Raw genomic sequence first — 23,502 nt, 5'->3', positions numbered from 1 at the left:
GGGAACCGGCGCTGTGAGCGTGGCGACTCATGCGTGGCCCGCGTAGCCGGGAAGCTGCAGCGGATCGACACCGACCAGGCCGGCGGCGGCGCTCCAGCGCTCTTCCAGCGGCGTGTGGAACATCACCCGCTCGTTGGCTTCGACGGTCAGCCAGCTGTTGTCCATCAGTTCCTGCTCCAGCTGGCCGGCGCTCCAGCCAGCGTAGCCCAGCGCCATCAGCGCGTCCTGCGGACCGTCGCCGGCGGCCATCGCGACCAGGATGTCGCGCGAGGTGGTCACCGACCATTCGGCGTTGATGCGGTAGCTCGACTCCCAGTGGCCACGCTCGCGGTGCAGCACGAAGCCGCGCTCCTGCTGCACAGGTCCGCCGATCAGTACCGGCCGGTCCGCCAGTTCGGCGTCGGTGCAGTCGAGCTTCAGTTGCGCCAGCACGTCGCCAAGCCGGTATTCGGAAAGCCGGTTGACCAGCAGGCCGACCGCGCCATCCTCGTCGTGCTGGCACAGGAAAGCCACGCTGCGCGAAAACGGCGGCTCGGCCAGGCTCGGCATCGCGATCAGGAAATGTCCGGCGAGTGTCTGCGAATGGGGGACGGCGCTCATGCGGCCATTGTAATGCGGCGGGAGGGCATCCGTTGTAGCGCTGCCGATGTGAAGCGGCCGCAGTGCGCGAGGCCACCGCGGCCCCTGTAGGAGCCCGCTTGCGGGCGATGCCTTCCGGGCATGCGGGATATCGTCGCGGCAGGTTACTTGTTGCGCAGCACGTTGCCCGGCAGGAACTGCCAGGTGCGCGTGATGTAGAGTTCGTCGACGTGCTGCTCGTCCGGAATCGCGGGGAACGGCGCGGCCAGGCGCACGATGCGTTCGGCGGCCTTGTCCAGCAGCGGTTCGCCGGAGCTGCGGATCACGTCGATCGCCTTGACGCTGCCGTCGCGGCGCAGGGTGACGGTCAGTTCCAGCTCGCCATGCAGGTTGCGCCGGCGCGCTTGCTCCGGATAGTTGAGGTTGCCGACACGCTCGATGCGGTCGACCCAGCCACGCATGTAGGCCGCGTACACGTATTCCTTGGTATTGGCCGAAATGAATTTCTTCTTCGGGCGCTTGGCGTAGGCCTCGGTGCGGTTGCGCACCTCGGCGGCCAGTTGCGCCATCTCCTGCTTGCGGCGCAGCTGGTCGGCGTTGGGTGCTTCGGGCGTCTCGCGCTCGGTCTGCGCGGTATCGCTGGTGACGCTGAAATCGCTGCGTCCGCTGGTGGTGATGCGGCGCGCCGGCGTAGCCTCCCGCGGCCGTGGCACGGTCGCCTCGACCGGCTGCGGCGCTGTGCCGGCAGTGGGTCGGGGCAGGGCGCCGGAGAACCGCTGCGAGGGACGCGCGGCATGATCGCTCTGGCCGCCGCCGCGGTTGTTCGCCTGGGCCAGGAAGTCGGCCTTGTCCGGCGTTTCCCGGTTGGCCACGTCGACCAGGGTCACGTCCAGCGTGGGCAGGCCGGGCTTGGGTTTGACGAAATGAAAGGTCAGGCCGAGCACCAGCACGCCGTGCAGCAACAGCGAGAACAACAAGGTCGCCCCGATCGGATCAGGGGTGTCGGGACGGCGGGCGGTGGCACTCACGCAGGAACGTTCTCGATCGCATCGAACAGCAGTCCGGCGATATTAAGCCCGAACTGGGCATCGAGTTCGCACACACACGTCGGCGATGTGACGTTGATCTCGGTGAGGTAGTCGCCGATCACGTCCAGGCCGACGAAACGCAGCCCGCGGCGGCGCAGTTCGGGCGCCACCTGGGCAGCGATCCAGCGGTCGCGCTCGGAGAGCGGCACACCTTCGCCGCGGCCGCCGACGGCCAGGTTGCCGCGGAACTCGTCACCCTGGGGGATGCGCGCCAGCGCGTAGGGCACCGGTTCGCCGTCGACCAGCAGGATGCGCTTGTCGCCCGCGCTGATCGCCGGGATGAACTTCTGCGCGATGGTGAAGTGCCGGCCCTCGCCGTGCATACCCCCGGCCAGCAGGGTCTCCAGCATCGAGTTGAGGTTGCTGTCGCCGGCCTTGACGCGAAAGATGCCGCGCCCGCCCATGCCGTCCAGCGGCTTGAGCACCACCTCGCCATGCTCGGCCACGAAACGGCGCAGCTCGCCGGCGTCGCGGGAGACCAGCGTCGGCGCGATGCACTGCGGAAACGCGAGCGCGAACAGCTTCTCGTTGCAGTCGCGCAACCCTTGCGGGTCGTTGACCACCTGCACGCCGCCGCGCTGGGCGACGTCCAGCACCATGGTGTCGTAGATGAACTGCGCGTCGACCGGCGGGTCCTTACGCATCAGCACCACGTCCATCTCGCGCAGGTCGCGCCATTGACGCTCGCCCAGCGTGTACCAGCCGGCCGGGTCCTTGCGCACCGCCAGCGGCGCCAGGCGGGCGAGCGGGGTGCCGTCGCGCAACGCCAGGTCGCCTTGTTCCATGTAGTGCAGCGCGTGGCCGCGGCGCTGCGCTTCGAGCAGCATGGCGAAGCTGGTGTCCTTGGCGATCTTGATGGTGCTGATGGGGTCCATCAACACGGCAACCGAAAGCGGCATGAAAAATGCTCCGTGGAGGGAAGGTGCGCTACCCGGGTTCATGGGTGGCGCGCGCGGCAGCCGCGGATGGTCGCCGAGGGGGCGCACAGCGGCAAGTTCTGACGCGCTCGCTCAAGAACTGACGTGTTTGCCGATACTACACACCAGGCCGGCTCCACGCCTTGATTTTGCTTGACGCCGCTGCGGTCAGGCGGTAAACAGCAACGCATTGGTGCGTTGCCGGCAATCGGGACGCAACCACAAAACAAGTTGCGGTTTTTTCTGCATACTGGTCGGCATCTGCCCGGCCCGTGTGCCTTACCTGAGCCTTGGGCGGGCAGCAGGGGGGTTGAGTGAACTTGAATACGAGCGACAACGGCTTGTCGGGTCTTAAGGTCATGGTGATCGATGACTCCAAGACCATCCGCCGCACGGCCGAAACCTTGCTCAAGAAGGAAGGTTGCGACGTGCTTACCGCCGTCGACGGCTTCGAAGCGTTGGCGAAGATCTCCGACCAGAAGCCGGCGATCATCTTCGTCGACATCATGATGCCGCGCCTGGACGGCTACCAGACCTGCGCGCTGATCAAGAACAATCCGCAGTTCCGTGCCACGCCGGTGATCATGCTGAGCTCGAAGGACGGCCTGTTCGACAAGGCTCGCGGTCGCATCGTCGGCGCCGAGCAATACCTGACCAAGCCGTTCACGCGCGACGAACTGCTTGGGGCCATCCATCGTCACGTCAGCACGGTCTGAAAAGCCACTGACTGCAGCGTCTTATAGGGGAGACCTGTGGCAAAGATTCTCATCATCGACGACTCACCGACCGACGTGCGCGTGTTCACCACGCTGCTCGAGAGGGCCGGGTACGCTGTCGCCGCCGTCAGCACCGCCGAGGAAGGCATCGAGCGCGTCCGCGCGGAGCTTCCGGATCTGGTCATCATGGACGTCATCATGCCCGGCATGAACGGCTTCCAGGCCACCCGCACGCTCACCCGCGACCCGGCCACCTCGAACGTGCCGATCGTGATGATCACCACCAAGTCGATGGAAACCGACCGCGTCTGGGGCCTGCGCCAGGGCGCGCGCGCGTTCATCACCAAGCCGGTCAACGAAAAGGAACTGTTGACCTGCATCAACGACCTCTTGCCGAGCGCGGCATGAGCGAGTCGGCCAACCAGACCCCGTTCGAGATCCTGGCCCGCTACGAGCGCCTGTCGCTGGCGCACGCGCAGGACGTGCAGGATCGGATGGAGGCGCCCGGCCTGTGGCGCGGCATCGGCTATCGCGTCGGTTCGCGGCTGTTCGTCAGCGCGATCGACGAGATCAACGAGCTGCTCGCGGTGCCGGTGCTGACGCCGGTGCCGCTGACCCTTCCATGGCTGCTCGGCGTGGCCAACGTGCGCGGCAACCTGGTGCCGGTGATCGATTTCAACCGCTTCCTGTTCGGCGAGCGTACCCAGCCGACCGAGCGCACGCGCCTCTTGATCGTGCGCCAGGGCGGCGGCAGCGTCGCGCTGATGGTCGACGAGGTGTTCGGCCAGCGCACGGTCGACGAGGAGCAGCGCCGCGATGCCACGCCCGAGGACGATCCGCGTCTGTCGCGTTTCGTCGGCGAGCGCGTGGCGGTGGGCGAGCAGCGGTTGGGCGTGTTCAACATGAACCGGCTCGTGCGCGCACCGGATTTCCGCCAGGCTGCGGCCTGAGCGGAGCAATACGTGGGGCCGGCGCCGCGTGGGGCCGGAAACAGGGGCGAGAGTTTCAGGCCGTCGGGGCGACCATAGCGCCGCGATGACCGGATGGAAGACGGACGAGGTGTAACGATGAGCACTACAGGGGGCATCGGCAAGGAACGGGGCTACACAGGCCTTATCGTCCTGCTGCTGATTGCGATCGGTTTCGCGGCGCTGGACTTCTTCCTGCTCAACCAGAAGAACGGCGAGGATCGCCAGGCCAGTGCGCTGACCACGCAGATCCAGGTGTTGTCGCAGCAGACGGCCAAGTATGCGCTGGAGGCGTCTGACGGCAACGTCAATTCCTTCCGCGAGCTCGAGAGCACCCGCAACGCCATCGACGCGGCGGTGCAGAAGCTGGCCAAGGGCGATCCCAAGGGCGGCATGCAGGCCTACGGCGACAACAACGCCAGCCCGGCCGGCCGTTCGGTGACGGCGCTGGTCAATGCCTGGGGCCAGCTCGACGGCGACATCCGCAAGATCCTGTCCAACAAGGCGGTGGTGCTCGATTCGGCGCAGCGCGCCGACAAGCTCTCCAAGGAAATGCCGCTGCTCAACTCGAGCATGGACCAGGTCACCAACATCCTGCAGCAGCGCAACGGCAGTGCCGAGCAGATGCTCGGTTCCTCGCGCCAGATGCTGCTGGCCGACCGCATGGTCCGCCGCGTGCAGGAGGTGCTGCAGGGCGGCGATACCGCGCAGGCCGCGGCCGACGGCCTGGCCCGCGACGCGCAGCTGTACGGCACCGTGCTCAAGGGCCTGACCGACGGCAACCCCGACGCCGGCATCAAGGCCATGGGCGACGCCAACGCGCGCAAGATCCTGACCGACATGCAGGGCAACTGGGACGCGCTGGCCGAGCCGATCGCCAAGCTGGTGTCCGCTGCGGCGCCAATTGCCGACGTGAAGAACGCCGGCAACCAGGCCTCGCTGGATTCGCAGAATGTGCTGCTGCGCGCCAACGAGCTGTCCGACCAGATCGGCAAGCTGCCCTATCGTCGCCTGTTCCCGAACGTGTGGTGGGGCGTGCTGGGCGCCGCGGCCGCGGTGGCCTTCGCGCTGCTGCTGGTGGTTACCCTGGTGCGTGACCAGCGCCGCCGCTTCCAGGATTCGACCGAGCTCAACCAGCGTAACCAGGAGGCGATCATGCGCCTGCTGGACGAAATGGGCTCGCTCGCCGAAGGCGACCTCACCGTCAAGACCACGGTGTCGGAGGACATCACCGGCGCCATCGCCGATTCGGTGAACTACGCCATCGACGAGCTGCGCACCCTGGTGACCACGATCAACGAGACCTCCGAGCAGGTGTCCTCGTCGGCGCAGGAAACCCAGACCACCGCGCGCCACCTGGCCGACGCGGCGCAGAGCCAGGCCGCCCGTATCAGTACGGCAACCTCGGCGATCAACCAGATCGCCAGCCTGATGGACAACGTCTCCAAGGACTCGGCCGAGTCGGCCGACGTGGCCGAACGCTCGGTGCAGATCGCCTCGCGCGGCGCCGAAGTGGTGCGCGAGACCATCTCGGGCATGGACTCCATCCGCGACCAGATCCAGGAGACCTCCAAGCGCATCAAGCGCCTCGGCGAGTCCTCGCAGGAAATCGGCTCGATCGTGGAACTGATCAACGACATTGCCGAGCAGACCAACATCCTGGCGTTGAACGCAGCCATCCAGGCGGCCTCGGCCGGCGAGGCGGGCCGCGGTTTCGCGGTGGTGGCGGATGAAGTGCAGCGTCTGGCGGAACGCTCCGCCAGCGCGACCAAGCGAATCGAAACGCTGGTGCAGACCATTCAGTCCGATACCAACGAGGCTGTGAACTCGATGGAGCAGACCACCGCCGAGGTGGTCGCCGGTGCGCGCCTGGCCGAGGACGCCGGCAGTGCGCTGGGCGACATCGAGCGCGTCTCGCACGATCTGTCCGCGCTGATTCAGAACATCTCCACCGCGGCGCGTCAGCAGTCCGCGGCGGCGACCGACATTTCGCAGTCGATGAACGCGATCCAGGAAATCACTTCGCAGACCTCGCAGGGCGCGAGCCAGACGGCCGACTCGATCGGCTACCTGGCCCAGCTGGCGAGCGACCTGCGGCGCTCGGTGGCTCACTTCAAGTTGCCGGGTTGATCAACGTTTACCGACAGGGGGCAACCTCGAACGGTTGCGCGATGCGTGCGTAGCGCGCAGCCGCTCAAGAGGGGCGCATGAGACTTCAAGACCACATCGATTTCACCACCCTGCAGTGGGTCAAGCCGGAGCTCGACGAGACTCTGGCGCGGGCCCGCGAGGCGTTGGAGTCCTACGTAGAGAATCCCGGCAAGCGCGAGATCATGCGCGCCTGCGTGGATCATCTGCACCAGGTGCAGGGCACCCTGCGCATGGTCGAGCTCTACGGCGCGGCCATGGTCGCCGAGGAGATGGAGACGCTCGCCATCTGCCTGCTGGAGGACCACATCCGCCAGCGCGAGGACGCCTTCGGCGCGCTGATGCGCGGCCTCATGCAGTTGCCCGACTACCTCGAACGCCTCTCCGGCGGCCATCGGGACGTGCCGGTGGTGCTGCTGCCGCTGCTCAACGACCTGCGCGCCAGCCGCGATCAACAGGCGCTGTCCGAGGCGGCACTGTTCAGCCCGAACCTGGAACAGGCCCTGCCGGTGCAGGCGCCCGGCGCCCAGGGCGAGGTCGACGTGGCCGCCCAGCGCGGCGCGATCACCACGCTGCGACTGCATTTCCAGCAACAGCTGCTGGCCTGGTTCCGTGGCCAGAACGCCGCGCAACAGCTGGTCGCCATGCACGAGACGCTGCTGGCTATTGCCGGCCGTTGCTGGACCGTGCCCGGCCGCCGCCTGTGGTGGATTGCCGCCGGCGTGCTGGAGGGCCTGGAACAGGGTGTGCTCAAGAGCCATGCGGCCGAGATCCGCCAGCTGATCGGCAAAGTCGACCGCAACATCCGCCAGCTGGTCGAGCAGGGGGAAGCGAGCCTGCGCGGCGGCGACGCCGACGAACTGGCCAGCAAGCTGCTCTACATCGTGGCGCAGGCACGCCAGGCCAGCCCGCAGATGGCGCTGCTCAAGCAGACGTACCGGCTGGACAGCCTGCTGCCCGACGCCGCCGAACTGGAACACGCCCGCGGCTCGATGGCCGGCCACAACCGCGCGCTGCTGGATTCGGTGTCCAAGGCGCTGAAGGAAGACCTGCTGCGGGTGAAGGAAGCGCTCGACCTGTTCCTGCGCCAGAGCGAGGGCGATCCCGAACAACTGGCCGCGCAGGGCGAAGTGCTCGAGCGCGTGGGCGATACGCTGGGCATGCTGGCGCTGGCCGTGCCGCGTCGCGTGGTCAACGAGCAGCGCCGCGTGCTGGAGGAGATCGCGCACAAGGTGCGTGCCCCGGAAGAAGGCGTACTGCTCGACGTCGCCGGCGCCTTGCTGTACGTCGAATCGTCGCTGGACGACCACATCGAAAGCCTGGGCGCCGACGACAACCCGGCCGGCGAGGCATTGCCGGTCGAGGGCGAGGCGGTGCCCGCACTGCCCCGCAGCGAAGCGCGCAGCATCCTGGCCACGCTGATGCAGGAGGCGATCGCCAACGCCGCCAAGGTGAAGGACGCGATCGTCGCCTTCGTCGAGGCCGGTTGGGACCACGCCCAACTGCACGGCACGCCTGCGCTGATGGACGAAGTGGCCGGTGCCATGCGCATGCTCTCGGCGCCGCGTCCGTCCGAACTGGCCGAAGGCATCGGCCGCTTCATCGGCAATGAAATGCTTGCCGACCGGCGCGTGCCGGGCAGCGCGCAGATGGACCACCTGGCTGACGCCCTGGCGGCGCTGGAGTACTACCTCGAGGCCGCCCGCGAGCATCGTGGCGGGCTTGAACACATCCTGGACGTGGCCGAACACAGCCTGGGCTCGCTCGGCTACTGGCCGCTGCCGGCCGCGCGTGCCGCCGTGGCCTACGAGGCGCCGGCACCGGCGCCGGCCGTTGCGGAAGAGTCCGTCGAGCCCACGCTGTCCGAGTCGGTCAGCGTTGCCGATGGCGACAACTTCGGCGATCTGATGCTGGGCAGCAGCGAGCCGCTGCAGCCGGCCGCCCACGAACTGGCCGGCCTGCGCCTGGCGCAGACCGAATCGCTGGCCGCCTCGGCCGATACCGACGAGGAAGGCGACTGGATCGAGATCGAGGAAGAGGTCGTCGAAGAAGTGCCGGTCGCCGACGCGTTGGCCGGCAATGCCGGCTTCCAGCTCGGCACCGAAGGCATCGACGACGACATCCGCGAGATCTTCCTGGAAGAAATGCAGGAAGAGATCGACAACCTGCACACCGCCGAACAGGCGTGGGCGGCCGATCCGGCGCAGCTTTCCGCGATCACCCCGATCCGCCGCTCTTTCCACACGCTCAAGGGTTCCGGCCGGCTGGTCGGTGCCAGCGTGCTGGGCGAGTTCGCGTGGAAAGTGGAGAACATGCTCAACCGCGTGCTGGATGCCAGCATCCAGCCGCACGAGGGCGTGCTGGCGCTGGTCCACGCCGCCATCGACGCGCTGCCGCAACTGCTGGTCGCGCTCAAGGGCGAAGGCACGCCGACTGCTCCGTTGGCCGCGATCATGGCCACCGCCGAGCGCCTGGCCGCCGGCGACATGGCGCAGATCAGCGATCACGCCCCGGCCGCCACGGAAACCGTGCGCCGCGTGGTGCGTCGCCGCGTACCGCGCCTGGAGGCCGCCGTCGACGCGGTTCCGACCGCCGCGCACACCGAACAGACCGCCGCAGCCACCGAGGCGGTGCACGACTCGGCCGAGTCGATCGCGATGCCGGTGATGCCGCCGGTCGACCCGGTGCTGCTGGAAATCCTGCGCAGCGAAGTCGCGCAGTACCTGCAAGCCATTCGCGGCGCGCTGGCGCGTGCCGATGGCGAGCTGCGCATCGACGACGCTCTGCTGCGCGCCGTGCACACGCTGCATGGCGCCATCGCGATGGTCGACATCCCGCTGCTGACCCAGTTGCTGTCGCCGCTGGAAAGCCTGCTCAAGCGCCTGCGCGCTGCCGGCCAGCCGCTGTCGGAAGAGGGCTGCCGCCTGCTTGCGCAGTCGGCCGACGTGGTCGATCACGTGATGGCGCAGTTCGACGCGGCTGAGCCGCAGCTGCCCTCGGTCGACGCGCTGACCGCGCGCCTGATCGAGCTGCGCGACAGTCAACCCGAACCGAAGGTCGCGCACGTATTGTTCGATCCGCACGCGGAAGACCTGCCCACCGGGTTGCCCGACGACGACATGGCCGCCGAACTCGGTGCCGGCCTGGACGACGCCCTCGCCGAATCGGCCGCACCCGAGGCGGGCGCCGACGAACACGACGCCTTCGCCGGCGAACTGCTGGCCGCGCTGGACGCGTTCGACCTGGATGCTGCCGAGGCTTCGGCCCCGGACGCCACCTCGCTACCCGATGCAGACCAGGGCGAGGACGAGCAGAGCTTGGCGGCGCTGCTGGACAGCCTGTTGAACGAGCCCGCCGGCAACCCGCCGGCTGCGCCAACCCCCGACGACCCCATCGATGCGGCCGCGTCCGCGGACGCGCTCGAGGAAAGCGCCGAAGCATCGGACGAAGCGGCTGCCGTGGCGGCCGACAGCGAGCCGGCACCGTCGATCGAGCTCGATCTGCACGAAGATGCCGACGAAGCCGTCGACACCGCTTCGCCTGTGGCGGAGGAACCGGATTCGGCCGTGTCCGCCATCGAGCCGGGTGCCGAACCGGTCGAGCAAGCGCCCGAGGAAATCGCGGCCGAGGATACGATCGAACCCGTCGTTGCCGATGGCGGATCCGAAGCTGCCGAGACCGAGGTCGAAGCCGCATCCAAAGCCGCCGACGCGCCGGTCGAAGCCGTCGCGCCGCCGGTTGAGGCCACCACCCCGGCGATGCCGTGGGTGGGCCAGATCGATCCGGATCTGCTGGAAATCTTCACCGAGGAAGCGCACGAACTGCTCGACCACGCCGGCGAGCTGCTGGCCCAGTGGCGCGCCGAGCCGAACGAACCGGCGCACGCTGTCGCCCTGCAACGCGATCTGCATACCCTCAAGGGTGGTGCCCGCATCGCCGGCCTGGTGCCGGTGGGCGACCTCACCCACGCCATCGAGACGCTGCTGGAGAAACCGGTCGGCGAGCGCGATACCGCGCAGCTGATCGGTGCGCTCGAAACCGGCTTCGACACTCTGCACTCGCTGGTGCAGCGTGTTTCGCAGAGTCAGCCGATCGAATATCCGCAGGCGCTGATCGACCACCTGCTGGCGATGGCCGGGCAGGAAGCGCTGGCCGATGAGCAGTTGTCGGCGTCCGCGCCCTCGGCCCGGCTCCCGGCCGCGCCGCTGCCGGAACTGTTGCCCGAGCTGTTGCCCGACCGCGAGGAGGAGGTCCGCTCGCCGCAGGAACAGATCCGCGTCCGCGCCGAACTGCTCGACAACCTGGTCAACCACGCCGGCGAAGTGGCGATCTACCGCTCGCGCCTGGAACAGCAGGTCGCCGGCTACCGCTTCAACCTGGTCGAGCTGGACCAGACCGTGCAGCGCCTGCGCAGCCAGCTGCGCATGCTGGAAATCGAGACCGAGGCGCAGATCATCGCGCGCTTCCAGCACGAGCACCGCGAAAGCGGCTTGGGGGTGTTCGACCCGCTCGAACTCGACCGCTTCTCGCAGCTGCAGCAGTACTCGCGTGCGCTGGCCGAGTCGGTGTCCGACCTGGTCTCGATCCAGAACATGCTGGACGAGCTGACCCGCCAGTCCGAAACGCTGCTGATCCAGCAGTCGCGCGTCAGCGCCGAACTGCAGGACGGCCTGCTGCGCACCCGCATGTTGCCGTTCGACACCATGGTACCGAACCTGCGCCGCACGCTGCGCCAGGCGGCGCAGGAACAGGATAAGAGTGCCCAGCTGTATGTCGAGGGCGCGCACGGCGAAATGGACCGCAACCTGCTCGACCGCATCAAGGCGCCGTTCGAGCATATGTTGCGCAACGCCATCGCGCACGGCATCGAATCGCCGGCCGAACGCCGCAAGGCGGGCAAGCCGGCCGAAGGCGCGGTCCGCATCCGCGTCGCCCGCGAGGCCACCGAGGTGGTGGTGCGCGTCAGCGACGACGGCCGCGGCCTCGACCGCGAGGCGATCCGCGCCCGCGCGATCGAACGCGGCCTGCTGCGCGCCGACTCGCGTCCCAGCGACGACCAGTTGCTTGCCCTGATCACCCAGACCGGCTTCTCCACCGCCAGCCAGGTGACCCAGCTGGCCGGCCGCGGCGTGGGCATGGACGTGGTGGGCAACGAGATCAAGCAGCTTGGCGGCTCGCTGGCGATCGAATCGCAGCAAGGCCAGGGCACCACCTTCGTGCTGCGCCTGCCGTTCACTCTGGCGGTGACCCAGGCCATCGTCGTGCGCATCGGCGAATCGACCTTTGCCATTCCGATGACCTCGGTGCAGGGCGTGGCGCGAATCAGTCCCGAAGACCTGGCCGCGCGGCTCACCCAGGACAACCCGACCTTCGATCACAACGGCGAGGCCTATGGCATCCATGACCTGGCCGACCTGCTCGGCTTGCAGCCCAATCCGGTGGTCGAGGAAGAACAGCTGCCGTTGCTGCTGACCCGTGCCGGCGACCTGCGCGCCGCGATCCGCATCGATGCCGTGATCGGCTCGCGCGAGATCGTGGTCAAGTCGGTCGGCCCGCAAGTCAGCTCGGTGCCGGGCGTGCTTGGCGCGACCATCATGGGCGACGGCTCGGTGCTGGTCATTCTCGACCTGCCGCCGCTGGTGCGTCACGGTGTTGCCCGTCGCGAGCAGCGCCTGGCCGACGGCCTGAGCGCCGTGGCCTCGCCGCTGATCGAGGAGCAGCGCACCAAGCCGCTGGTGATGGTGGTCGACGACTCCATCACCATGCGCAAGGTCACCGGCCGCGTGCTGGAGCGCCACGACTACGAAGTGGCCACCGCGAAGGACGGCGTCGACGCGATCGAGAAGCTGCACGATCGCGTGCCCGATCTGATGCTGCTCGACATCGAGATGCCGCGCATGGACGGCTACGAGCTGGCCACCCACATGAAGGCGGACCCGCGCCTGCGTGACGTGCCGATCATCATGATCACCTCGCGCACCGGCGACAAGCACCGCCAGCGCGCCTTCGACATCGGCGTCGACCGCTACCTCGGCAAGCCTTATCAGGAAGTCGAGCTGCTGGCGCAGATCGTCGAGGTACTGGAGCAGCGTGCGATGGAGATGGTCCATGGCTGAGGCGGTACCGGCAGTCGCGCTGTTGTTCGACGACGCAGGTCTGGGTGAGCAACTGCGCAGTGCCCTGCAGGAGCGCGGCGCCCGTATCGTGCACGAAGGACCGCTCAAGGGCTTGAGCCGTGAGCTGGTGTCCTCGGTGGATGCGGACGTGCTGGTGGTGAACCTGGACGACGAGGACGACGAGGCGCTCGATCGCCTGGACGAGAGCCTCGATGGCGATCGCCCGCGCGTGGTCTTCAACGACGGCCAGGCCAGCCGCCGGCTGGAAGGCTGGGATCGTGCCCGCTGGGCGCGGCACCTGGCGATGAAGGTGCTGGCCATGGGCGACGCCGACCCGCCGCGCCCGCCGGTCCCGGCCGAAACCGCTGTCGAGCCAGGCCCGGCGGCGGTCGCGATCGCCGCGGATGAGTCCGTCGCCGCCATCGCCGAGCTTCCGCCGGAAGTCGACGAGGAAGCCCGCCAGGCCGCGGTTTCCGAAACCCTCGCGGCCGAGCTCGAGGCGCTGCTCGCCTCCGACGCGCCGGTCGACGAGAACGAATTCGGTTCGGGCCTCAATTATGCCGCCGGCGAGGGCATCGCCCTGCACGACGGCAACTTCGGGCAGGACATGCTGCCAGGGCCGGACGCCGACGATGCCATGCCGGCCGCCGTGCATGCGGCGCCCGTCGAGCAAGCGCTGTCGGCAGAGATCGCGCCGTCGCTCGATGCGCAAGCAAGCGAGCCGGCTGCGCTCGAACTGACTGCGATCACCGAAGCGGACGCGCCCATGGCGCTGGACGTGATGGCTGGTGCTGCCGCCGCAGAGGCCGAGCCGCCGGCACGCGCGTCCTTCCAACTCGATCACCTGGGACTCGCGCCGATCGGCGAAGACGCCGCCCCGGCCCCTGTCCCCGCGGCAGCCGAACCGGTGGTTGCTTCGCGTCTCTCCGACAGTTGGACCCTACTCGACGACGATGCGCCGGCTGCCGCGTCCGCGGCGCCTGCGGCCGAGCGCGGGGCGCCGGCCGATTTCGGTATCGAAAAGGTCAGCGCCACCGACTACCTCGCCCCGGAGGGCGACGCCGCCCCGGTCGAGCATGCAAGCCCGGCCGATTTCGGCATCGAGAAAGTCAGCGCCGCCGACTACCTCGCACCGGACGCCGACGATGGCGAATCCCCGGTGCTACCGGGCCTGAGCCTGGAACTGGTGTCGATGGAGGAAGCCATCGCGCCGCAGGAATTCGCCCCCGTGCACGAAATGGTGCTCGAGGCCCCGGACAGCGTGCTGCCGAAACTGGTCGTGCTGGGCGCCACCACCGAGAGTACCGCCTCGGTCGGCGAGTTTCTGGCGGCGTTGCCGACCGGCTTGCAGGCCACCGTGCTGCACACCCAGCACCTTGCCGGCCGTCCGGCCGACGGGCTGGTCGACTATTTCGCCTCGCAGTGCGCGCTGCCGGTGCGGCTGGCCGAAGCAGGCCTGCGCGCCCGGACGGGCGAAGTGATCGTGGTGCCATCCGATCGCCAGGTCAGCGTGCGCCGCGACGGCGCCATCGAACTACAGCCGGTCGAAGCCGGCGCGGCCCACGTGCCCTCGATCGATGCCAGCTTCACGCAGGCGGCCAACGCCTTCGGCCACGACGTCGTGGCCATCGTGTTCGCCGGCCGCTCCACCGACGCGCTCGCCGGTTGCCAGGCTGTCCGCGACCGCGGCGGTCAGGTCTGGGTCGAAGCCAGCGGCGGCGCGCACGCGGCCGACATGGTCAGCGGCGTCCTGGACGAGAACCTGTCCCATCATGCCGGCACGCCACGCGAACTGGCGGCGCGCCTGGCCGAGCAATTCCTGGAAGGTCAGCCATGAGCGAACAACCCCTGCCGCGCGAAATCCGCTGCGTCCTGGTGCCGGTAGGCCAGCTGCGCCTGCTGCTGCCCAATGCCACCGTGGCCGAGGTGATCACGCTGCCCACGCCCGAGCCGGTCGAAGGCGCACCCGAGTGGCTGCTCGGACGCATCGCCTGGCGCGGCTGGCGCGTGCCGCTGGTGTCCTTTACCCAACTGGCCGGCGCCCCCGAGGGCGACGCCGACTTGGCTGTGCGCGTGGCCGTGTTCAAGGCGCTGGGCAACCATCCCAAGCTGCCTTTCGTGGCAGTGGTCACCCAGGGCTTCCCGCGCCTGACCACGCTCAACGCCGAGCTGATCATCCCGACCCACGATGGCGCGCCGCTGCCGCCGGGCGTCAAGACGCAGGTGCTGGTGCGCGACGACATCGCGGTTATCCCCGACCTGGAAGGCATCGAGGCGGAGCTGACCGAGCTGCTCGGCTTGGACGAACAGGTTGACGTCGCCTGAATCACCAGCTGACGGCGACCCGCCGTCGGCCGTCATGGCACGGCTCTTCCGCAATATCCGGCGTGGCGACATCCATTGGATTGCGCCCGACCCGGCCCCTGGCAGCATGCCCGGCGTGGCGCATCCGCATGTCGTGGTGCAGGACAACGTGTTCAACCGTTCGCGCATCGAATCGGCGATCGTCTGCGCGCTGAGTCCAACCTCAAGCACGCGGCCGAGCCCGGCAACGTATTGCTGGACGCGGGCGAGGGCGGGCTGCCGAAGCAGAGCGTGGTGGTGGTCTCGCAGATCAGCGCCGTCGGCAAGGGCGGCCTGGGTCAGTCCGTCGGTGCGCTGTCCACGGCGCGCGTGGAGCAGATCCTGGCCGGCCTGCGTTTCCAGCAGGCGGCTTTCCTGCGCGGTCGCTGAGCAGTCCGCGTTCGACCGCCAGGTTTAGAGATCCCCGTACAACGCCTGCAACGCCGCCAGCGCCGCCAGGCCGGCCGTTTCCGTGCGCAGGACGCGCGGACCAAGCCGCAGGCCGGTAAAGCCGGCAGCCAGTAGCGGGCCCATGTCGCGTTCGCCAAGGCCACCTTCCGGCCCGACCACCAACAGGCCGCCGGCCGGTCCGAATGCAAGCGACTGCAATGACCGGTTGCCTTCGGGCAACAGCGTCAGGCGTTGCGCACCATCCTGGGCGAGGCCGGCCAGCCAGCCTTCCAGCGGCTGCGCCGGCAGGATCGTCGGCAGCCGGGCACGGCCGCTCTGTTCGCAGGCGCTGGCGGCCACCGACTGCCAGTGCACCAGCCGCTTCTGCGCCCGCGCCGGATCGAGCCGGACCTCCGAGCGTTCGGTGATCAACGGCACGATGCAGGCGACGCCGAGCTCGGTGGCCTTCTGCACGATCAGGTCCATCTTCTCGCCACGCGCGATGCCCTGGGCGAGCGTGAGCGGCAGCGGCGATTCGTTGGCGACCGCCTGCTTGCCCTCGATGCGCACGCGCACCTCGCGCTTGTCCACCTGGGTGATCACCGCGGCATAGTCGTGGCCGTCGTCATGGAACAGCACCAGCGGCGCGCCCTCGTCCAAACGTAGCACGCGCGTGACGTGCTCGCCGGCCTGGGCAGGCAGCCCCAACTCGATGCCGGGCGAGAGCGGCGCGTCGACGTGGATACGGATGGTACGCATGGAAGATCCTGGCGGCGTGCGGGCTTTGTAGGGCTCCTACAGGGACCCTCGAATAACTTCCTTTCGCGCGATGCTTTGCAGGAGCCCACCTGTGGGCGATGCTCTTACGCCTGATCGCACCAAAAAAGCATCGCCCACAAGTGGGCTCCTACAGTGGTCGCCGAAAGCTGGGTTTTTCGAGGTTACCTGCAGGGGCGAGGCGGGTTCAGGCTACCGCGTGCTCGATGCCGGCGAGCGCCACGTCCACCAGGTGGTCGATCTCGTCGGTCGTGACCACGTACGGTGGCATGAAATACACCACGTTACCCAGCGGCCGCAGCAGCGCTTCGTGCTGCAGCCCATGCAGGTAGACCCGCATGCCACGGCGCTCGGTCGAAGGCCACGGCGTGCGCGTACGCTTGTCGGCCACCAGCTCGACGGCGGCGATCATGCCCGTCTGGCGCACGTCGGCCACGTGGGGATGCTCGCGCAGCGGGGCGAGCCGCCGCGCCAGGTGCGCGGCCAGCACGCGGTTGCGCTCCAGCACCGGTTCCTCGCGGAAGATCGCAAGCGTCTCCAGCGCCACGCGGCAGGCCAGCGGGTTGCCGGTGTAGCTGTGCGAGTGCAGGAACGCCTTGCCGGCGTTGTACTCGGCGTAGAACGCGGCGTACACCGACTCGGTCGTGAGCACGGCCGACAGCGCCATGGTGCCGCCGGTCAGTCCCTTGGAAAGGCACATGAAGTCCGGCGCCACGCCGGCTGCCGCCGACCCTGGTTCGGCGCCGGCCTGCTCGCAGGCGAACAGCGTGCCGGTTCGGCCGAAGCCCACCGCGATCTCGTCGGCGATGAAGTGCACATCGAACTCGTCGCACAGCCGCCGCAGTCCAGCCAGGTAATCCGGGTGATACATGCGCATGCCACCGGCGCACTGCACCAGCGGCTCGACGATCACCGCGCAGGTTTCGTGGGCGTGGCGCTCCAGAATGCTGCGCAGCTCATCGAGCCGGCGCGCCGCCACGTGTGCGGGCAACTCGCCCGGCTCGCCTTCGTGAGCATCCGGCGACGGCGCCAGGATCGGCGTCAGCAGCAGCGGCGCATACGTCTTTCGGTAAAGCGCCACGTCGCTGACCGACAAGGCTCCCAGCGTCTCGCCGTGGTAGCTGCCGCTCAGGGCGATGAACCGGGTCTTCTCGCCGTGGCCCTGGTTCAGCCAGTAGTGGAAGCTCATCTTGAGCGCCACCTCGACCGCCGCCGAGCCGTTGTCGGCGTAGAACACGCGATCGAGCCCCGGCGGCGTGATGCGCACCAGCTCTTCGGCCAGCGCGATCGCCGGTTCGTGGGTGAAACCGGCGAAGATCACGTGCTCCAGCCGTGCCGCCTGGTCGGCCAGCGCGGCGGCCAGGCGCGGGTTTCCGTGGCCGAAGATGTTGGTCCACCAGGAGCTGATGCCGTCCAGGTAGCGGCGCCCGTCCGCGTCGATCAACCAGGCGCCTTCGCCGCGCACGATCGGCACCATCGGAATGCGCTCATGGTCGTGCATCTGCGTGCAGGGGTGCCACACGTGCCTTAGGTCGCGCGCGGCCAGCGCGGCGTTGCCGGCGAGCGCCGGTACATCGGGGAAGGGGGTATCCATCCGGCTATGATCGGCCTTGCGGCATGGACGCTCAAGTTGACGCTGTTGCGCACGTGTTGCCACCGGTTCCTGTAGCCGCGTATCGCCCGTTGCTCCTCCCCCTGCTTGCAGGGGGAGGCTGGGAGGGGGTTGCCCGGCCGGAGCCAAAGAGCACCCCTCCCCAACCCTCCCCTGCAAGCAGGGGAGGGAGCATGAATGCCGTCTTGCCGCTCTCACGCAACGGCGGGAGGGCATCGCCCGCCAGCGCAAGCTCCGCCATTAGGTGCGCGGCCTCGTCACACACAGGCGGCACCCAGGCCGCCTGCGTAGAATGGATCGCAGCATTCCCCAAGGATCGACGTGAAACGATCGCGCGCCGCCTGGTTGACCCTCGCCGTCCTGTTGCTGCTCCTCGCGTTGCTCGTGCTGTTCCTGCCGGCGCGCTGGGTGGCGCCGTTCGCACAACAGCGGTTGCGCGGGCTGAAGCTCGAAGGCGTGCATGGCCTGGCCTGGAACGGAGCGGCCGATCGCGTGCGGGGGCCGGACGGCCGTCTGTTGGGTCGGGTGCAGTGGCAGCTCTCGCGCAGCGCGTTGTGGGGACGGCTGGATCTGCAGCTCGATTTCACCGGACCGAAGGTCACCGCCCGTGGCCACCTGCAGCGGGACGCGCAAGGCCGTCCGGCCTGGAGCGATGTCACGCTCGACGTGCCGCTGGCGGCGTGGACGTCCGTGCTCGACGCCTCGCTCGGCGCTCCGCAAGGCGAGCTGACCGTGACGCTGCAACGCGCCCTACTGCAGGGCAACTGGCCGGTCGAACTCGAAGGCCAGGCGCACTGGCGCAACGCCGGCATGCAGACGCAGGCTGGACGTGTCGCGCTCGGTGATCTGGCCATGGACCTGGACGGCGCCAGCGGTGTCCTGCGCGGCCACTTGCGCGACGACGGCGACGGGCCGCTGCATGTGCAGGGGCAATGGCAGGCCAGCCCGCTCGGCTGGCGTCTGGATCTGCTGCTGCAACCACGCACTGCCGACCCGGCACTGCGCCGCTGGCTGGCGCGGCTCGGACAGCCCGATGCCGACGGCGCGATCCACCTGCATCGTCGCGGCGGACTCGCCGCGCCTGACCCGGAAGCCAGCCGATGAACTACGACGCCGGGCTTGCCTTGTCCGCCGCACGCGAGGCCGCCGCCGCCGCCGCGGAGATCATCCGCCACTACTGGACCCGCGGCGTGGCGGTCGAATGGAAGGCCGATGCCACGCCGGTCACGGTCGCCGACCGCGAGGCCGAACAGGCGATCCGCGCGGTGCTTTCGAAAGCCTTGCCGCAGGCGGCGATCTTCGGCGAGGAGTATGGGCTCGAAGGCGCGCACGACGGCTTGCTGTGGCTGGTCGACCCGCTCGACGGCACCAAGAGCTTCGTACGCGGCACGCCGTTTTTCTCCACGCAGATCGCGCTGATGGACCGCGGGGAGCTGGTGCTGGGTGTCTCCAGCGCACCGGTCTATGGCGAGACGATGTGGGCGCGGCGCGGCGCCGGCGCCTGGCTCGACGGCGAGCGCGTGCGGGTGGCGCCCACCGGCGCGATGGCGCAGGCGTCGCTTTCCATCGGCAACGTCAGGACGCTGACCGCCGACGCGCGCTGGGATGCGCTGGGCGCGCTGATCCGCGACACCAGCCGGATCCGCGGCTACGGCGACTTCTGCCATTACCACCTGCTCGCGCGTGGCGGGCTGGACCTGGTGATCGAGTCGGATGTGAACATCCTGGACATCGCGGCGTTGGCGGTGATCGTGCGCGAGGCCGGCGGCGTCTTTACCGATCTGGATGGAAAGCCGCCCACGCTCGACACCACCAGCGTGTTGGCCGGCGTCCCGGCCATCCATGCCCAGGCGCTTGAACGGCTGCGTGACATTCGATCCGGCTAGAATCGCCGGATGCGCAAGCCACCGATCATCCACGCCACCCGCGAATGCGTCGACAGCCGCTTCCTGCGCGTCGAGCAACTGGACCTGGAATTTTCCAACGGCGAGCGCCGCACCTACGAGCGGTTGCGTGCCAGCGGGCTGGGCGCGGTGATCATCGTGCCGATGCTCGACGACGACACCGTGCTGCTGATCCGCGAATACGGCGCCGGCGTGGGCCGCTACGAGCTCTCGCTGCCCAAGGGCCGGCTCGACCAGGACGAAACCGCCGAGCAGGGTGCCAATCGCGAGCTGAAGGAAGAAGTCGGCTACGGCGCGAACCGGCTGAAGATTCTCCACAACCTGTCGCTTTCGCCCGGCTACATGACGCACATGGCGCACGTGGTGCTGGCGCAGGATCTTTACCCCGAACGCCTGCAAGGCGACGAACCCGAGGAGCTGGACGTGGTGCCATGGAAGCTTTCCGAATTGCATACCCTGGTCGGCCGTGACGACGTGACCGAAGGGCGCTCGATCGCGGCGCTGTTCATGGCGCGCGAATATCTCGCCGGGCGGTTCCAGCCATGAGCGGCGCTGCCCCCGAAAGCGGCCTGCTGGCCCAGGTATGCGAAATCACGCGCGAGGCCGGCGCGGCGATCCTGGCGATCTACCGCGACGAATTCACGGTCGAGCACAAGGACGACGCCTCGCCGCTGACCGCCGCCGACCTGGCCGCGCAGCGCGTGATCGCCGCCGGACTGGCCCGCATCGCGCCGGACGTGCCGGTGCTCTCGGAGGAGGCGCGCGCCGCCCCGTGGGAGCAGCGCCAGACTTGGTCGCGCTACTGGCTGGTCGATCCGCTCGACGGCACCCGCGAGTTCGTCAAGCGCAACGGCGAGTTCACCGTCAACATTGCGCTGATCGAAAACCATCGGCCGGTGCTCGGCGTGGTGCTGGCACCGGTCACCGGCGAGCTGTATGCCGCCGCCGACGGCCAGGGTGCCTGGCTGCAGCAGCACGCCGGCGGGCAGTGGCAGCCCATCGGCACGCGCACGCTGGCCGATCCGGCCGTGGTGGCCGGCAGCCGCTCGCACGGAAGCGACACGCACGCGTTTCTCGATGCGCTGCTGGGCACCGCCTACCAGCCGTTCCCGATGGGCTCGTCGCTCAAGTTCTGCCTGATGGCTCGCGCGGTGGCCGATCTCTACCTGCGGCTGGGGCCCACCAGCGAATGGGATACCGCCGCCGCCCAGTGCGTGCTCGAGCAGGCCGGTGGGGCGGTGCTGGATCTGTCGGGCGAACCGCTGCGCTACAACACCAAGGAGTCGGTGCTCAATCCGGAATTCCTGGCGGTCGGCGACCCGGCGGTGGACTGGAAGGCACGGCTGGGCAAGGCGAGGCCGGCCTGAGCGCGCCGATGACGGAGCGCTACACGCTCGATGACCTGCTGGCGATCATGGTGCGCCTGCGCGACCCGGAAGGCGGATGCCCATGGGACGTGCAGCAGGACTTCGCCTCGATCGCGTCCTACACCATCGAGGAGGCTTACGAAGTCGCCGACGCGATCGACCGCGGCGATTTCGACGACCTGCGCGATGAACTCGGCGACCTGCTGCTGCAGGTGGTCTTCCACGCGCAGATGGCCAACGAGCGGGGCCTGTTCGATTTCCGCGACGTCGCCCACGCGATCGCCGACAAGATGCGTCGGCGTCATCCGCACGTCTTCGGCGACGAGAGCTACGAGAACGTCGAGGCGCAGACCCGCGCCTGGGAAGCGATCAAGGCGGCCGAACGCGCCCGCCGCGGCGAGGCACCCGATGCCAGTGCACTGGCCGGGGTCTCTCGCGGCCTGCCGGAGTGGAAGCGCGCGACCAAGCTGCAGCAGCGCGCCGCCAGCGTGGGGTTCGAATGGCGCGAAGCCGGCCCGATGCTGGACAAGCTGGCCGAGGAGGTCGATGAAGTCCGCGTCGAGTTCGAGCATGGCGCCGATGTCGATCGCCTGGAGGATGAACTGGGCGACGTGTTGTTCGTGACCGCCAATCTCGCGCGCCATGCGGGCGTGGACTTCTCGCGCGCCTTGCGGCGTGCCAACGCGAAGTTCGAACGGCGGTTCCGCACCATGGAAACGCTCGCTGCCGCGCAAGGCCGCCCGCTTGCCGAACAGAGCCTGGCGGAGCAGGAAGCCCTCTGGCGGCAGGCCAAGCTGGACGAACTCCCGTAGGGTGGGCTTCAGCCCACCATCGGCCGTCCAGGCAAAGTGGATGGTGGGCTGAAGCCCACCCTACGGCTACCGCGCTTGCGGGCGATGCCGCGGTTCCAATGACCGCAGAGCATCGCCCACAAGTGGGCTCCTGCAAGTCCTGAGTGCAGGACCGGGGGCGAAGGGCAGATTACCCGGGCAAGGGACAGCTGAAACACCGTTCGCCCTGAGCGTAGGTCCGCAGGACCGAAGTCGAAGGGCAGTCCACCAAGGATACGGAGATGGATTTTCGCCTTCCGTATCCCGCGATGGAGCCTACTTCGCGGTCGCCGCCTTGCGCTGCTGCCATTGCGCCCGCATGCGCTCGCGCTCAGCGCGCATCTTCGCCTCGTTGGCGAGGTTCTCCGACAGGCTCTTGCGCAGCGTGGCGATAGCCTGATCGACGTCGGCCGGCTGCGCCTGCAGGCGGGCGAGACGGTGGTAGGCGTAGGTGCGCAGGCGAGTGTCCTGTGACTTGGCCAGCACTTCGTTGTAGATACCGGCCAGCTCCTTCTCGCGGCCGGCTTTGCGGTACAGCCGCTCCAGCGCGTGCAGGTCGGACATGGCGCCCATGCCGCGTCCATGTTCCATGTGCATCCGATGCATGCGGTGATGCATCGGGGCGTGGTCGGGCGCCGGCAGCGTGCGGGCGTGCGGAGTGGGCGCCGGCCGCGCGGCTTGGGCGTCCTGCGACAGGGCCAGTGGGCTGGCGAGCAGCAGGGCGAGGGCGGGGGCGAGCAGGGTGAAACGTGACATGGAGGCACTCCATCGGGTCGGTGACTGAAAAAACGCGCCCCATGGGGGCCGGTTGACGCAACCTTTTGCGCCCCGCGTGCATCTCAGGCTTGTCGTTCATCTACGCGGAGTTCCCTCATGCGCCTCATGCTCGCCTCCCTGCTGCTGCTCGCGCCGCTTGTCGGCCATGCCGCCGATCGCTGTGCCTTCGAGGCACCCCGCAACATGAGCCTGGACCTGGCCGGCGTCCGCGCGGTGCAGATCGAGGTCCACAGCTTCGACCTGCACGTGACCGGCCGCGCCGACGCGCGCAAGCTCGACCTGCACGGTCGCGCCTGCGCCTCCGACCGCGACCGGCTGGATGACCTGACCGTCACCCAGCGGCGCGAAGGCGACCAGTTGATCCTCGAACTCGGCGGCGGCCGTGGCGGCTTCCATCTTTTCGGCGGTGGCGAAACCGACCTGGAGGTAGCCGTGCAGTTGCCGGCCAACCTGCCGCTGACGGTGGAGGTCGGCTCGGGCGACGCCGAGGTCAGTGACGTGCGCGAACTGGACAGCCACGTCGGTTCCGGTGACCTGCAGGTGCGCAACGTGGCTGGCCGCTTCGCCACCAGCGTGGGCTCGGGCGACGTCGAGGCGCACCAGGTTGGCAGCCTGCAGGTCGGCTCGGTGGGTTCGGGCGATCTCACCGCCACCGGCGTGGATGGCGATGCGCGGGTCGGCAGTATCGGCTCGGGCGACGTGACTCTGCGCGACGTGCGCGGCAGCGTGCACGCCGACACGCTCGGCTCGGGTGACCTGAATGTGGACGGCGTCGGCGGAGACCTCAGCCTGGGTGCCAAGGGCAGCGGCGACGTGAGTCACGACGGGGTCAAGGGCAAGGTGCAGGTACCGCGCGACGACGACTGACAGCGGCCACCGTCCGCGTCGCGGCGTAGGGTGGGCTTCAGCCCACCATCAACCTTGCCGGCGGGATCGGTGGTGGGCTGAAGCCCACCCTACGCCGAGCGTT

The 23,502-nt window shown here is 68.7% G+C and carries 19 protein-coding genes and 1 pseudogene; 14 read left to right on the top strand and 6 right to left on the bottom strand.

Annotation, left to right across the window (positions count from 1 at the left end; all coding sequences use genetic code 11):
* Positions 1 to 27: 27 nt before the first annotated feature.
* The 3 genes from OSC30_RS08395 to gshB form a co-directional block, all read right to left on the bottom strand.
* The gene (locus OSC30_RS08395) at positions 28 to 600 is read right to left on the bottom strand and encodes a YqgE/AlgH family protein (protein ID WP_267171399.1); all 573 of its coding nucleotides are present in this window, start codon (positions 598 to 600) and stop codon (positions 28 to 30) included.
* Positions 601 to 743: 143 nt separating this feature from the next.
* Positions 744 to 1,607: an energy transducer TonB gene (locus OSC30_RS08390; RefSeq protein WP_267171398.1), complete on the bottom strand. Its 864-nt coding sequence runs from the start codon at positions 1,605 to 1,607 to the stop codon at positions 744 to 746.
* Positions 1,604 to 2,566, bottom strand: coding sequence for a glutathione synthase (gene gshB, locus OSC30_RS08385; RefSeq protein ID WP_267171397.1), 963 nt, complete (start codon positions 2,564 to 2,566; stop codon positions 1,604 to 1,606). Before gshB ends, OSC30_RS08390 begins: the two co-directional genes overlap by 4 nt.
* 377 nt (positions 2,567 to 2,943) lie before the next feature.
* Here gshB and pilG point away from each other — a divergent pair, with 377 nt between their 5' ends.
* From pilG to OSC30_RS08345, 8 genes and pseudogenes are all read left to right on the top strand, one after another.
* Positions 2,944 to 3,300, top strand: a complete 357-nt coding sequence (gene pilG / locus OSC30_RS08380; protein WP_091337506.1) for a twitching motility response regulator PilG — start codon at positions 2,944 to 2,946, stop codon at positions 3,298 to 3,300.
* A gap of 36 nt (positions 3,301 to 3,336) precedes the next feature.
* A complete protein-coding gene (locus OSC30_RS08375) occupies positions 3,337 to 3,708 on the top strand; it encodes a response regulator (protein WP_267171396.1) in 372 nt (123 codons plus the stop codon).
* Positions 3,705 to 4,250 (top strand): chemotaxis protein CheW, encoded by a 546-nt coding sequence (locus tag OSC30_RS08370; RefSeq protein ID WP_267171395.1) that lies wholly within the window; start codon positions 3,705 to 3,707, stop codon positions 4,248 to 4,250. The genes OSC30_RS08375 and OSC30_RS08370 overlap by 4 nt, the downstream gene beginning before the upstream one ends.
* Positions 4,251 to 4,367: 117 nt before the next feature.
* Positions 4,368 to 6,398 carry a methyl-accepting chemotaxis protein gene (locus OSC30_RS08365; RefSeq protein WP_267171394.1) on the top strand — a complete coding sequence of 677 codons (2,031 nt, stop codon included), beginning with the start codon at positions 4,368 to 4,370 and terminating at the stop codon, positions 6,396 to 6,398.
* Positions 6,399 to 6,475: 77 nt separating this feature from the next.
* A complete protein-coding gene (locus OSC30_RS08360; RefSeq protein WP_267171393.1) occupies positions 6,476 to 12,532 on the top strand; it encodes an Hpt domain-containing protein in 6,057 nt (2,018 codons plus the stop codon).
* Positions 12,525 to 14,369: a chemotaxis protein CheB gene (locus OSC30_RS08355; protein ID WP_267171392.1), complete on the top strand. Its 1,845-nt coding sequence runs from the start codon at positions 12,525 to 12,527 to the stop codon at positions 14,367 to 14,369. Before OSC30_RS08360 ends, OSC30_RS08355 begins: the two co-directional genes overlap by 8 nt.
* Complete coding sequence (locus OSC30_RS08350; protein WP_267171391.1) at positions 14,366 to 14,857, top strand: chemotaxis protein CheW; 492 nt, start codon at positions 14,366 to 14,368, stop codon at positions 14,855 to 14,857. The genes OSC30_RS08355 and OSC30_RS08350 overlap by 4 nt, the downstream gene beginning before the upstream one ends.
* Before the next feature lie 34 nt (positions 14,858 to 14,891).
* Positions 14,892 to 15,265, top strand: a pseudogene (locus OSC30_RS08345) (type II toxin-antitoxin system PemK/MazF family toxin).
* Between the two features lie 24 nt (positions 15,266 to 15,289).
* Here OSC30_RS08345 and OSC30_RS08340 read toward each other — a convergent pair.
* Positions 15,290 to 16,024 (bottom strand): 16S rRNA (uracil(1498)-N(3))-methyltransferase, encoded by a 735-nt coding sequence (locus OSC30_RS08340; protein ID WP_267171389.1) that lies wholly within the window; start codon positions 16,022 to 16,024, stop codon positions 15,290 to 15,292.
* Between the two features lie 205 nt (positions 16,025 to 16,229).
* Positions 16,230 to 17,636, bottom strand: coding sequence for an adenosylmethionine--8-amino-7-oxononanoate transaminase (locus tag OSC30_RS08335; RefSeq protein WP_267171388.1), 1,407 nt, complete (start codon positions 17,634 to 17,636; stop codon positions 16,230 to 16,232).
* A 339-nt stretch (positions 17,637 to 17,975) separates the two neighbouring features.
* Here OSC30_RS08335 and OSC30_RS08330 point away from each other — a divergent pair, with 339 nt between their 5' ends.
* Genes OSC30_RS08330 through mazG form a run of 5 tightly spaced genes read left to right on the top strand, consistent with a single transcriptional unit; the run spans position 17,976 to position 21,737 of the window.
* Positions 17,976 to 18,758, top strand: a complete 783-nt coding sequence (locus OSC30_RS08330) for a type II secretion system protein N (RefSeq protein WP_267171387.1) — start codon at positions 17,976 to 17,978, stop codon at positions 18,756 to 18,758.
* On the top strand, positions 18,755 to 19,540 hold the full coding sequence (locus OSC30_RS08325; protein WP_267171386.1) for an inositol monophosphatase family protein: 786 nt from the start codon (positions 18,755 to 18,757) through the stop codon (positions 19,538 to 19,540). Before OSC30_RS08330 ends, OSC30_RS08325 begins: the two co-directional genes overlap by 4 nt.
* A 9-nt stretch (positions 19,541 to 19,549) precedes the next feature.
* Entirely contained in the window at positions 19,550 to 20,104 is a 555-nt protein-coding gene (nudE, locus tag OSC30_RS08320; RefSeq protein ID WP_267171385.1) for an ADP compounds hydrolase NudE, read from the top strand.
* On the top strand, positions 20,101 to 20,925 hold the full coding sequence (gene cysQ, locus OSC30_RS08315) for a 3'(2'),5'-bisphosphate nucleotidase CysQ (RefSeq protein ID WP_267171384.1): 825 nt from the start codon (positions 20,101 to 20,103) through the stop codon (positions 20,923 to 20,925). The genes nudE and cysQ overlap by 4 nt, the downstream gene beginning before the upstream one ends.
* 8 nt (positions 20,926 to 20,933) lie before the next feature.
* Positions 20,934 to 21,737 (top strand): nucleoside triphosphate pyrophosphohydrolase, encoded by an 804-nt coding sequence (mazG, locus tag OSC30_RS08310; RefSeq protein ID WP_267171383.1) that lies wholly within the window; start codon positions 20,934 to 20,936, stop codon positions 21,735 to 21,737.
* Between the two features lie 294 nt (positions 21,738 to 22,031).
* On the opposite strand, the gene OSC30_RS08305 is transcribed toward mazG, so the two are convergent.
* Positions 22,032 to 22,511 carry a hypothetical protein gene (locus OSC30_RS08305; protein WP_267171382.1) on the bottom strand — a complete coding sequence of 160 codons (480 nt, stop codon included), beginning with the start codon at positions 22,509 to 22,511 and terminating at the stop codon, positions 22,032 to 22,034.
* Between the two features lie 117 nt (positions 22,512 to 22,628).
* Here OSC30_RS08305 and OSC30_RS08300 point away from each other — a divergent pair, with 117 nt between their 5' ends.
* Positions 22,629 to 23,399 carry a DUF4097 family beta strand repeat-containing protein gene (locus OSC30_RS08300; protein WP_267171381.1) on the top strand — a complete coding sequence of 257 codons (771 nt, stop codon included), beginning with the start codon at positions 22,629 to 22,631 and terminating at the stop codon, positions 23,397 to 23,399.
* The last annotated feature ends 103 nt before the right edge of the window (positions 23,400 to 23,502 follow it).

The organism is Frateuria hangzhouensis, from assembly GCF_026410505.1.
Taxonomy (GTDB): Bacteria; Pseudomonadota; Gammaproteobacteria; order Xanthomonadales; family Rhodanobacteraceae; genus Frateuria_A; species Frateuria_A hangzhouensis.
Note: the sequence above shows the minus strand (reverse complement) of the source record. Positions and strands in the feature narration are given on the sequence as shown.

What these genes read in the sequence shown, in the direction of transcription:
- OSC30_RS08395 (WP_267171399.1), bottom strand. Translation starts at nt 600, where the DNA reads ATGAGCGCCGTCCCCCATTCGCAGACACTCGCCGGACATTTCCTGATC.
- gshB (WP_267171397.1), bottom strand. Translation starts at nt 2,566, where the DNA reads ATGCCGCTTTCGGTTGCCGTGTTGATGGACCCCATCAGCACCATCAAG.
- pilG (WP_091337506.1), top strand. Translation starts at nt 2,944, where the DNA reads ATGGTGATCGATGACTCCAAGACCATCCGCCGCACGGCCGAAACCTTG.
- OSC30_RS08370 (WP_267171395.1), top strand. Translation starts at nt 3,705, where the DNA reads ATGAGCGAGTCGGCCAACCAGACCCCGTTCGAGATCCTGGCCCGCTAC.
- OSC30_RS08365 (WP_267171394.1), top strand. Translation starts at nt 4,368, where the DNA reads ATGAGCACTACAGGGGGCATCGGCAAGGAACGGGGCTACACAGGCCTT.
- OSC30_RS08360 (WP_267171393.1), top strand. Translation starts at nt 6,476, where the DNA reads ATGAGACTTCAAGACCACATCGATTTCACCACCCTGCAGTGGGTCAAG.
- OSC30_RS08355 (WP_267171392.1), top strand. Translation starts at nt 12,525, where the DNA reads ATGGCTGAGGCGGTACCGGCAGTCGCGCTGTTGTTCGACGACGCAGGT.
- OSC30_RS08350 (WP_267171391.1), top strand. Translation starts at nt 14,366, where the DNA reads ATGAGCGAACAACCCCTGCCGCGCGAAATCCGCTGCGTCCTGGTGCCG.
- OSC30_RS08340 (WP_267171389.1), bottom strand. Translation starts at nt 16,024, where the DNA reads ATGCGTACCATCCGTATCCACGTCGACGCGCCGCTCTCGCCCGGCATC.
- OSC30_RS08335 (WP_267171388.1), bottom strand. Translation starts at nt 17,636, where the DNA reads ATGGATACCCCCTTCCCCGATGTACCGGCGCTCGCCGGCAACGCCGCG.
- OSC30_RS08325 (WP_267171386.1), top strand. Translation starts at nt 18,755, where the DNA reads ATGAACTACGACGCCGGGCTTGCCTTGTCCGCCGCACGCGAGGCCGCC.
- nudE (WP_267171385.1), top strand. Translation starts at nt 19,550, where the DNA reads ATGCGCAAGCCACCGATCATCCACGCCACCCGCGAATGCGTCGACAGC.
- cysQ (WP_267171384.1), top strand. Translation starts at nt 20,101, where the DNA reads ATGAGCGGCGCTGCCCCCGAAAGCGGCCTGCTGGCCCAGGTATGCGAA.
- mazG (WP_267171383.1), top strand. Translation starts at nt 20,934, where the DNA reads ATGACGGAGCGCTACACGCTCGATGACCTGCTGGCGATCATGGTGCGC.
- OSC30_RS08305 (WP_267171382.1), bottom strand. Translation starts at nt 22,511, where the DNA reads ATGTCACGTTTCACCCTGCTCGCCCCCGCCCTCGCCCTGCTGCTCGCC.
- OSC30_RS08300 (WP_267171381.1), top strand. Translation starts at nt 22,629, where the DNA reads ATGCGCCTCATGCTCGCCTCCCTGCTGCTGCTCGCGCCGCTTGTCGGC.